At 68.4% G+C, this 9636-nt stretch carries 13 protein-coding genes and 2 pseudogenes; 3 read left to right on the top strand and 12 right to left on the bottom strand.

Translation table 11 applies throughout. From position 1 onward, the window contains the following. Positions 1 to 111 precede the first annotated feature (111 nt). From IE198_RS25830 to IE198_RS25790, 9 genes are all read right to left on the bottom strand, one after another. Entirely contained in the window at positions 112 to 339 is a 228-nt protein-coding gene (locus IE198_RS25830; protein WP_189890636.1) for a hypothetical protein, read from the bottom strand. After that, on the bottom strand, positions 336 to 524 hold the full coding sequence (locus tag IE198_RS25825) for a hypothetical protein (protein ID WP_159692391.1): 189 nt from the start codon (positions 522 to 524) through the stop codon (positions 336 to 338). The genes IE198_RS25830 and IE198_RS25825 overlap by 4 nt, the downstream gene beginning before the upstream one ends. Positions 525 to 615: 91 nt before the next feature. Further along, positions 616 to 945 carry a SpdD-like protein gene (locus tag IE198_RS25820; protein WP_189890634.1) on the bottom strand — a complete coding sequence of 110 codons (330 nt, stop codon included), beginning with the start codon at positions 943 to 945 and terminating at the stop codon, positions 616 to 618. A gap of 25 nt (positions 946 to 970) precedes the next feature. Then, the gene (locus IE198_RS25815) at positions 971 to 1129 is read right to left on the bottom strand and encodes a hypothetical protein (protein ID WP_017947661.1); all 159 of its coding nucleotides are present in this window, start codon (positions 1127 to 1129) and stop codon (positions 971 to 973) included. A 16-nt stretch (positions 1130 to 1145) separates the two neighbouring features. Beyond that, positions 1146 to 1340: a mobile element transfer protein gene (locus tag IE198_RS25810; RefSeq protein WP_134407181.1), complete on the bottom strand. Its 195-nt coding sequence runs from the start codon at positions 1338 to 1340 to the stop codon at positions 1146 to 1148. 18 nt (positions 1341 to 1358) lie between these two features. Next, positions 1359 to 2012 (bottom strand): DUF2637 domain-containing protein, encoded by a 654-nt coding sequence (locus IE198_RS25805; RefSeq protein WP_189890632.1) that lies wholly within the window; start codon positions 2010 to 2012, stop codon positions 1359 to 1361. Positions 2013 to 2101: 89 nt separating this feature from the next. After that, positions 2102 to 3460 (bottom strand): FtsK/SpoIIIE domain-containing protein, encoded by a 1359-nt coding sequence (locus tag IE198_RS25800; protein ID WP_189890630.1) that lies wholly within the window; start codon positions 3458 to 3460, stop codon positions 2102 to 2104. Positions 3461 to 3462: 2 nt separating this feature from the next. Then, a complete protein-coding gene (locus tag IE198_RS25795) occupies positions 3463 to 3807 on the bottom strand; it encodes an SCO3933 family regulatory protein (RefSeq protein WP_189890627.1) in 345 nt (114 codons plus the stop codon). Between the two features lie 138 nt (positions 3808 to 3945). Further along, the gene (locus IE198_RS25790) at positions 3946 to 4725 is read right to left on the bottom strand and encodes a GntR family transcriptional regulator (RefSeq protein WP_189890624.1); all 780 of its coding nucleotides are present in this window, start codon (positions 4723 to 4725) and stop codon (positions 3946 to 3948) included. An 18-nt stretch (positions 4726 to 4743) separates the two neighbouring features. Here IE198_RS25790 and IE198_RS25785 point away from each other — a divergent pair, with 18 nt between their 5' ends. Beyond that, on the top strand, positions 4744 to 5211 hold the full coding sequence (locus IE198_RS25785; protein WP_189890621.1) for an NUDIX hydrolase: 468 nt from the start codon (positions 4744 to 4746) through the stop codon (positions 5209 to 5211). 343 nt (positions 5212 to 5554) lie between these two features. Here IE198_RS25785 and IE198_RS25780 read toward each other — a convergent pair whose 3' ends face one another. Beyond that, complete coding sequence (locus IE198_RS25780; RefSeq protein ID WP_189890619.1) at positions 5555 to 5746, bottom strand: hypothetical protein; 192 nt, start codon at positions 5744 to 5746, stop codon at positions 5555 to 5557. 294 nt (positions 5747 to 6040) lie between these two features. Here IE198_RS25780 and IE198_RS25775 point away from each other — a divergent pair, with 294 nt between their 5' ends. Both IE198_RS25775 and IE198_RS25770 read left to right on the top strand, forming a co-directional pair. Then, entirely contained in the window at positions 6041 to 6364 is a 324-nt protein-coding gene (locus IE198_RS25775; protein WP_189890617.1) for a hypothetical protein, read from the top strand. A gap of 270 nt (positions 6365 to 6634) precedes the next feature. Then, positions 6635 to 7789, top strand: coding sequence for a pentapeptide repeat-containing protein (locus tag IE198_RS25770; protein ID WP_229834324.1), 1155 nt, complete (start codon positions 6635 to 6637; stop codon positions 7787 to 7789). A 498-nt stretch (positions 7790 to 8287) separates the two neighbouring features. Here the strand turns inward: IE198_RS25770 and IE198_RS25765 are convergent. Both IE198_RS25765 and IE198_RS35550 read right to left on the bottom strand, forming a co-directional pair. Further along, a pseudogene (locus tag IE198_RS25765) lies at positions 8288 to 9275 on the bottom strand (tyrosine-type recombinase/integrase); the annotation flags it as partial. A gap of 44 nt (positions 9276 to 9319) precedes the next feature. Continuing rightward, positions 9320 to 9504 (bottom strand): annotated as a pseudogene (locus IE198_RS35550) (UTRA domain-containing protein); the annotation flags it as partial. Positions 9505 to 9636: the final 132 nt, after the last annotated feature.

Genomic DNA, 9636 nt, shown 5'->3' with positions numbered 1-9636 from the left:
CGCCGGTGCGGTGCACCTGGTCTTTCCAGCGGTCGAAGCCGGGGGACCCGGCCACCCGGAGGACATCGTCCAGGGTGGCCGGGTCCAGGCCCGCCGCGGTGGCGGTGTGGGTCACGCGCGCTCCTCGTCGAGGTCCGGCAGGGTGTCGAGTTCGCGGGCGGCCTGGTCGGCGGCGGCGGAGACGGCGCGCAGGATGTCGGCGGTGCCGGCGGGGGCGATGAGCGCGACGTCGACGGTCCCGCCGCCGATGCGGAGGCTGACGAAGTCGTGGTCCGCGAAGACGACGACGCGGGTGCGGGTGTCGGTGTCCAGGTGCGCGGTGACGGTGATGTCCTTCATGCCCGGCCTCCGACCAGCTGGGCGGTGCGGACGGGGCGGGTGCCGGTGCCGTGGCAGGCCGGGCAGTGGACGGTGATGGTGCGCAGGTTGCCGTGTCGGTCGCGGCCGCCGAGGGTGACGCGGACGGTGGGGAAGCCGTCGCAGTTCGAGCAGACCCGCACGGTGGCGGTGGTGGGCTGGGCCATGATGGGTGTTCCTTCCTGTCCTTCGGGATGGGTTGGGATGCGGCTCCCGGGGCGGGCAAGACTTGGCGGTTGAGGCCGCCCCGGGGGCCGGTCAGCGGTGCTTGTGCTGCTGGCTCATGAGCGAGCGGATGACGAGCGCGCACACGGCGACCGAGGCCGCGGTGACGGCGATCGCCAGGAGCATCGAGACCAGGACCGCGCCGACGACGAGGACGACGGCGGTGCCGCCACCGACGAGGGCGAGCGCGGTGCCGGGGGTGAGCTGGACCGTGGGCCGGGACGGTGCCGCCGGGGCGACAGGGACCGGGGCCGGGGCCGGGGCCGGGGCCGGAGTGTGCTGGACGATCGCGGTCGGCTCGACGACGGCCGGGGTGACGATGCCGGTCGGGGTCGGCATGGTCGGGATCTTCGGACGGAGCATGGTTGCTTCTCCTTTCCGCGGTGGGCTACTTGCTGATGGCGGTGTCGATGACGGGGGCCAGGAGGCTGTCGGCGAGGAGGAAGCCGCCGAGGAGGAGCACGGCGACGAGCCACCAGGGCGGGCGGATGAGCTTGATGCCGAGGGCGCCGACGACGATCAGGGCGAGCCAGAGCGGAACGTCCATGGCGGTGTTCTCCCGTTCAGTCGGTGATGCGGCAGCGGTGGGTGCGGGCGGCGAGCTGGGCGGCCGAGGAGCTGGAGAAGTCGGCGGACCAGCCGCAGCGGTCGGCGGTGCAGACGGCGGCGTGCTTGGTGCGGCCGTGCCGGTCGCGGTGGGTGCCGATCTGTACGGGGCCGATCCGCATGACGGAGTGGAAGTGGTCGCGGGCAGGCATGGCGAGTGTCCTTTCTGCTCAGGCGAGTTGGGCGGCGATGGCGTCGGCCATAGGGGCCGGGACGCCGAGGCGGGCGCGGAGGGTGTCGGTGTCGATCGGTGTGCCGGTCCGGGCGTGGTGGTCGTCGGCGACTTTGCGGGCGTGGTCGACCAGCGCGGTCGGGACCGGCGGAGCCGGGGCGGGAGCGGGCTCGGCCGCTGTGGGCAGGGCCGGGGCGGTCTTCGGTTCGGGAACGGGAACCGGCTCGGGCGAGGAGTCCGGTTCGGCCGGCACCACCTCGACCGGCTCAGGCGTCGGCTCGCGGTCGGTTGCGGCAGGTGAGTGGGCGAGGAGGGTGCCGCCGAGGAAGGCGAGGGCGGGCCATCCGGCGATGCCGAAGCGCAGCCAGGCGGGCGGGTGCTGGAGGTCGAGGAATCCGGCGGTGGCGACGTTCGCGCCGAGCGAGGCCACCAGCGCGATCAGGAACCAGCACCAGGCGAGCCGGGACGGTCCGTCGTTGCGCAGCCGTCGCCAGGCGGCGACCAGGAGCAGGTCGACGGAGACCGGGTAGGCCCATGCCTTCCATCCGGTCTGTCCCGCAGCGGCGGCGAGGTCGTGCAGGTGGGCGAAGGACAGGGCCCCGGCGATCACGGCTTGCACCAGGACGGCATCGATGCGCAGCTTGCGGGTCATGTCTTCACCTCCTTTGCAGGGCGTTTTGGGCATGGCGGGGGTAGGGAGCTGGCGCGAGACGGTCGCACCGACCGGGGTGCGAGGGCGGGTCAGGCGGAGGCGGGTGCCTCTGCCTGGGCCGGGATCTTGACGAGCGAGACCGTGGGCGGCAGCTCGGGCCGGAAGGCGGCGAGGCCGGGCAGCTCGGGGGTGCGGTGGGCGTGCCGGTTGCAGGCGTTGACGGCCTGGCGCATCGAGGTGTGCGGGGTGCGGATGCGGGCCCAGCCGCCGGTCGAGTCGCCGGTGACGGCGAGGCCGGGGGTGTCGGTCGGGATGGAGATGGCGGCCAGGACGGCGTCGGGGGCGATGTCGCCGAAGGCCATATTCGCGCTGGTCTCGTCGTTGACGCGGTGGGCGGTGCGGGTGGTGAGCTGGGCGCGGAGCATGGTGATGCCCTTGCCGAGTTCTGAGCCGAAGCGCTGCCCGCAGATCTCCAGATAGATGCCGGCAGCGCGGCCGAGCTGGGCGAGCCGGGCGAGCGCAGTGATGATGCGGTCCCGGCGCTTCTCCTCTTCCTTCGTGGCGAACAGGGCGAGTTCGGCGACCTCGTCGACGAGTAGCACGATCGGGGTCGGACGCAGGCGAGCCGGAAGGTCCCAGATGTCGGCGGCGATCTCTGCGTCGGGGAGGTCGGCGGTGATGCGCTGGTCGGCGCGGATCAGTTGGTAGACGCCATCCATGTGCGTGACGAGCGCGTCGAGGAGGTCGGCGGCGGTGTCGGGGTTGTCGGCCAGCGCGGAGAACCGGCGGGCCAGTGGGAACAGCTCCACTCCTTGCTTGCAGTCGATGCCGACCAGGGCCACGTCCTGGGCCGCGAGTTCGGCGACCAGGTTGCGCTGGTAGACGGACTTGCCGGATTTGGTGGCCCCGACGGTCAGGGCGTGCGGGGTGGTGCGGTAGTCGCGGTAGTGGACGGCTCCGTCCTCACGCAGGGCGACAGGCACGCGCATCGACGTGCGGTCGACCTTGGTGGGCATCTGCACCTTGGCCAGGACGTTGTAGCCGGTCATCCGCAGCTCGACCACACCCGAGCGGATCTCACGCGAGGTGACGCCGTACATGGCGAACGAGTGCCGCAGCCGGTCGCACGACGCGGCCACGTCGAAGGCGTCCTGCCCAGGCCGAAGCCCCAGCCGCAGGACCAGGCCGGTGCGGGTCGGGCGGAGCCGCAGGATGCGCGGGGCACGCGACTCGGGAGCCGGGCGGCCGGCCATCCGGGCGATGGCAAGCCGCCAGCGCGGCGGCGGGACGGTCAGCCCGCACGCTTCCATGACCGAGCCATAGCGGACCAGGACCCGCAGCACGGCCAGGGTGACCCCAAAGGTCAGCCAGTACCAGGCGGGGCGCCGCCACCGCAGGAGACCCGCGACGGCGACGACCACCAGCAGCGCGACCGTGAAGCCGGTCATGATCAGGCCGCCTTCGGCTTCGCGGCGTTCTCGACCAGCGACGTGACAGCGACGGCGCGGAAGGCGATGCCGTGACGGCCATCCCGCTCCCACGGCCGGGCGACCAGACCGGTCAGCGCGACCGGGGTGCCCATCGTCAGGTCACCGGAGATGCCGGTCTTCGGCACGGTCACGGCCAGGAGTTCCACGGTGTCGTTGGCCGCGAACATCACGTTCACGGTCATCAGCGTCGTCCCGGTCTCGGCGTCGATGGCGATTTCACCGGTACGGCGGTCCTTGACCTTGGGCTGCGGGGGCTGGGCCGCCATGACGGAGGCGGCGGAGGTGTCGACGGGGATCTGACGCACAGAGATCACTCCTCTAGAAGTGTTGGACTCCGCCACTCATGTACATGAGTGACATGAAGAAGAGTGCACGACTCCTATACATGAGTCAACCCGCCAGGGCGAAGAACTCCCGGCGGGTCGAGAAGAGTTGAGTAAGCGTCAGTCGGCCGCGGGGATGCGGTACTCGAAAATGAACTGGTCAGCAGCCATGAGGGTGTCGCAGACCTCCACCACCCGGCCTGCTTCGGTCACCGCGTTGCGGAGGAGGTGCACGACGGGCGCGCCGGGGCTCAGGGCGAGTTCGGACGCTTCAGCTTTCGCGGCCGGGCGCGCTGTCAGCGTCTCGACGAACTCAGCAAAGACGTGGCCGTCGTCCTCCAGGCGGGCGTAGATGCCGCCGGGGCCGGGGTTCTCGGCGAACAGCTCGGGGATGTCCTTGACCACGTCCCACGGCAGGTACGAGGTGGCCGTCTCGACGGGGACGCCGTTGCGAAAGTAGAGCCGCCGCCGGGCGAGGACCTGAGTGCCGGCGGGAACGTCGAGCCGTTCGGCGATCTCCTCGGGAGCTTCCATCGGGCCGATGTAGAGGACGCTGACCTTGGCCGTGGCGCCGGACTGGGCGGACTCGGCGAGGTAGGCGGCCTTGCCGCCGCGGCGGTGCGAGGCGCGGAATCGGTCCGAGGAGCGCAGCCGCACGGGCGGCCGGTCCTTCACGATCGAGCCCTTGCCGTGGCGGGTGTCCACGAGCCCACTGGCCCGGACCTCCACCATGGCCTTACGAATCGTGCCCCCGGAAACGCCATAGCGCTCCACCAGCTCGGATTCACTCGGCACCAGGTCACCAGGCTTGAGGACGCCTGCCCGGATCTGATGGATGATCTCGTCGGCGATCTGAACGTACCGAGGTACGGCCCTCCCACCTCCTACGGCTGTTCCCATAGTCCTTCTCACTCTCCTATGCTCCTGTACATGAGTAACAGCGCCCGAGAGACCCAGTCAACGCCACTGCACTCCGTGTCCGTGGCGGGAGCAGTGGTGCGCGAGGACGGGCGACTCCTGGCTATCCGCCGAGCCGACAACGGAACGTGGGAGCTCCCGGGCGGCGTGCTCGAGCTCACCGAGGCCCCGGAAGACGGCGTGGCCCGCGAGGTCTTCGAAGAGACCGGCATCCGGGTCGAGGTGGACGAGCTCACCGGGGTCTACAAGAACACGACGCGCGGCATCGTCGCCCTGGTGTTCCGGTGCAAGCCGTCCGGCGGCGTTGAGCGAACCTCCGCCGAGTCGACGGCAGTTAACTGGCTCACGCCCGAAGAGGTCGCCGAGCGGATGGCCGAGGTCTACGCGGTGCGCCTGCTCGATGCACTGGACGGGCACGGGCCCCACGTCCGGAGCCATGACGGCAAGCAGCTGATCCAAGCGCGGTAAGAGTTTCTCTACTTCATCAAGGCGCCGCGCAAGCGCGGCGCGCGCCGCAGCCCCCGGCCGCGGGCTTGCCTCTGTCTTCGCCCGGCTGCCCCCGGCCGGGCGGCGGCGCACCGAGCGCGGACGCCAACCGCCAGAGAAAACGGCCGGCACGGGGCTGGGCGGTCGGCTCCACGGCTTTACGCAGCCACCATGGGGCGAGCCTCGAAGATCGGGGCCCACATCGTGCTATTGCGGGCAGGTCCAGAGACTGCCCGATTCGCGGAAAGCTTACGGGCCCCGATCTCTCGCCCCATGGCAGCTCCTGCCCAAAGCCGTTCCACCGACCTCACGGGCAGCCGCCGGATCAGCTGTCGAATATGGTGATCATCACCTTGCCGATGTCCAGGCTGTCGCTGGTCACCTCACCATCGACCTGGTGCCCCACCCAGATGTCCTTTTGAACGAGTGCGTTCAGTAGCGAACGCGGGATGGCAATGTGGACGTTGGTCCCGAGGGCGTCGCCGCCAGTCAGCTCGATGCTGAGTTTGTTGCTCATGGCGGCGGAGAGTACATCCGCGCGACGACTTTTGCGCGCACCGTCGTGATCACGCACCCCATGGAAGCATCCGAAGTCGCCACAGTGCCCTATCAGTTACACGCCACCAACAAGGCTTGATCCTGTACACTCCGGACTACGGCAAGTCGTGTACGCCGATCCGCCGCTGCCTGTGCCCACGTCGCGAGCAGCACAGACGGTCAAGGTCCTCGGGGCCCACGCTTCATAGTCTCGCCTCTGGCAACAGCCATGATCCGGCGAGTACGTGGGGCTTGCCGAGATGTGGAAAGAGCAATGCCCAAGAAGGGCAAGTACTCTCTGAAGCACAAGGCCCGTAGGCTCGCCAGCTGCGAGAACATCCCGTACAGCGCAGCTCTGGCCCGACTCATCAGCCCGGATGCGATCCCCGCTGACGGGCCTCGAGTTGAGGGCTCCTTCGGTTCGTTCTCCGAGAACTTCCAGAAGCTCGTCGCCGAGGCGTGCCGGCCGAAGCTGGACCTCCACAAGGTCCTCGCCCAGGCGTACCAGCCCAAGCTGGACTTCCAGAAGCTCGTCGCCGAGATGTACCGGCCGAAGCTGGACCTCCACAAGGTCCTCGCCCAGGCGTACCAGCGCTAGGCCCGGTGGACTGAGACATGCCCGCTGCGTGCCCGTCTATAGGGCGCGCAGCGGGGACTGGCGGGGAACATCGGTTAACCTCTCACGAACGCCCAGGTCAGCGTTTTGCCAGCTCGGCGACCACCCGCATACGCGACCTTCCAAACTGGTACTCCGGGATCCGGGCGCGGCGGCCAAGGCAATATCACGGCGGAGGGCGAACCTCAACTTCTCCTCTGAGATTTGATGTTCGGCGCTTGAGGCCTCGCGTAACTGGCCATCATGCTCGGCATGAAGTCGAAGACGAAGCGGAGGCTGTCCTGGGGCGGCAGTACCGCTGCAACCGTGTTCTTCATTGTGGCTCTCATGTGGGGTCCATGGCTTATCGAGGGCGACCATGTACGCGACAACACCCTTGCCCCTTCGGCCGGGATCATCATCACAGGCCTCCGTACCGCCATCGTGGCTGTGCTGGCTGGCCTGATCGCCCTCGGAAGCCTCCACCTCAGCTACAGGAACCACAAGATCTCACTTGATCAGCTGCGCGAGACACAGAAGCAATTCGACCTCGCACAGCGGCAGTTCGCACAAACCCAGGAGCAGTTCGCGCACACGCAGGCGAAGGACCAAAGGCAGGAGGAGCTGACACGCGAAGGGCAAGTCACTGATCGCTATGTGGAGGCCATCAAACTGCTATCGGCAGATGGGCGCATGCAGTGTCTCGGTGGCCTCTACTCGCTGGAGCGCATCATGCGCGACTCGGAGAAGGATCACGCGACCGTTGTCGAGGTGCTGGCGGCTTTCATCCGTGCGCACGCTCCTCTCGAGAAGGGGGGTAAAGGCGAGAAGGACGACGCCCATCCCACAGGTGCTGCCGAAGACGGTTACCGGTTTGTTCCCAAGGAAGAGGTTCGGGCGGCGCTCACGGTGCTCGGTCGTCGACCTCCTCGCGACGAGTCCTTCCGGGTCGACCTGTCAGATACCGCTTTGCATGGTGCACAGCTGCCCAGCGCCCGTCTCGATCGGGCGAACCTGTTCGGGGTGGACTTGTCCGAAGCTGACCTGTCGGCTGCCCGGCTCACGGGAGCGGACCTGACAGCGGCGGACTTGTCCTCGGCAGATTTGACGGGTGCGGACCTGACCGGAGCAGTGCTACACGAAACTGATCTGACAGATGTGGTGCTAAAGAGCACTGACCTGGATGGAACCACCTTCCAAAACGTAGGGGGCTGTACTGTCGAATCACTCCTTCCGGCCCTGTTGTCCTCGTCGACGAAGCTTCCCCCGGAGCTCGCTAATGATCAACGGATCCAGGCTCGCATCAGGGAGTGCGAGAGCGAGCAGGGCTCCGGGAGGGCAGCGACTATGGGCCTCGCGGGAAGGCTGGAAGAGCGACCATCAGGCTTGGCTAGAACGGCCGCCCGCTCCTCTGACATCTACACGTGACATCAACGAGGGTGGACGCGAGCAGATCGGGGCGGTTCCCGGTGGAGTGGGCGTGCCACCATAGGCGCGGCGGTCCAGAAACCGGCCTTCCCCTCGATCGAACTCCTAAAGCGGTTGTCAGCCCACCTGGCCCGGCTCGAACGGGCTGGTCCCCTCCACAACGGGCCGGTGCTGCGGGTCTACAGCTGCCGGCCGACGCAGTCAGAGCGATCGTAGGGCAGTGCCGTGTACTCCCGCACCGCACTTTCACCGCACGTCTGGCGCACCAGAACGGCACCAGATGGAGCGGGGAACCGCGGTCAATAGCGGTTCGTCCTGGGGGCGCAACACAGCGTCTCCGGAAGCTGTCCCGCCTGGTCAGAGCACCTAAGCGATCCGAACGGCCCGTGATTCCCAAGCTCAGAGCGCGGGTTCGATTCCCGTCACCCGCTCCAAAGATGAAGGCCCAGGCCAGGGACATGATCCCCGACCCGGGCCTTATCTGTTGTCTCGACCTGGCTAGGCGTCCCGTGCCACATCCGTGCCAGATGCTGGGGCATCCGCCGCGTCACGCCGCTGCCGGACGAGCCTGTCGAGACCAGCCGCGACCTCCTGCTGACGCTCGACGTCCGAGTGCTGATAGATCAGCGCGGCTCGCTCGGTCGACTGTCCGGCCCGCACCATCGTGTCCTTCAGGGTCACGCCCGAGCCGGTCGTCGGGGTGTGCCCGGTGTGACGAAGATCGTAGAAGCGGAAGCCGTCGGGGAGACCAACCTGCGTACGGACCTTTCGCCACTTCCGCCCGAAGGTGGAGCGCCGGAACGGCTTTCCCTTCTCCCCACGAACAGGAGTCCGTCCGCGCCCTTCTCCGCGTACCAGTCGAGGTGCCGTCGAAGGTCGGTCCGCAGAAAGGCCGGCAGGACGACGAGCGCTTGCCCGCCTCCGACTTGGTCGGTCCTTCGGCCCGCTTGCCGGTGGTGAGTTCCGGCGCGGCCTCCCGGGCTCGGATCGTCAGGTTGTCGAGGTCCACGTCGTCCACGTCCTTGCGGCGCAGCTCGGCTTGTTCCTCCGGACGCAGCGGACCATAGGCACCGAGGTAGACCATCAGTCGCCAGCGCGGCCCGAGGGCATAGGCGAGCGCGTCGACATGGTCCACGGTGGCGACGGGCCGTTCGGCCGCGGTTTCCTTGCCCGCACCCTGGATTCGGCACGGGTTGGCGCGGATCAGCTCGTCCTCGACGGCTGTCTCCAGCATGGCCTTCAGCAGGCGATAGCTCTTGGCGACGGTGGTCTCCGCCCCGGCCGAGTCGAGCCGTTCCGAGCGCCAGGAACGCACACGCGGAGCCGTGATCTCGTCGAGGTCCAGGTCCTCGAAGGCGGGCAGGATGTGCAGCCGGAGGAGCCGCCGGTGCAGCTCGTCCGTCGTCGGGGAAAGCCGCCGTTCCTTGACCCACAGGGTCGCGTCCTCGAAGTTGACCGCTCCGGCGCCCGGGTCCTGCCAGTCACCACCCCCCGCGGGTTACGCAGAGTTGAGCGAGCGTCAGTCGGTCGCGGGGAGCGGTACTCGAAGACGAACTGGTCAGCGGCCATGAGGGTGTCGCAGACCTCCACCACACGCGACCAGCTTCGGTGACTGCGTTGCGGAGGAGGTGCACGACGGGTGCGCCGGGGCTCAGCGCCAGTTCGGATGCCTCAGCCTTGGCCGCCGGGGGCGCCGTCAGAGTCTCGACGAACTCCGTGTCAGGGGGATCCGTGCGAACCTCCGTGGAGCCGAGGGAAGTTGACTGGCTCACTCCCCATGAGGTCCGCGAGCGGATGGCCGAGTTCGCGCTCGGTGCGCCTGCTATATGGGGGTGGGCCGCCGAGGC

Source organism: Streptomyces xantholiticus, from assembly GCF_014651015.1.
Lineage (GTDB): Bacteria > Actinomycetota > Actinomycetes > Streptomycetales > Streptomycetaceae > Streptomyces > Streptomyces xantholiticus.
Note: the sequence above shows the minus strand (reverse complement) of the source record. Positions and strands in the feature narration are given on the sequence as shown.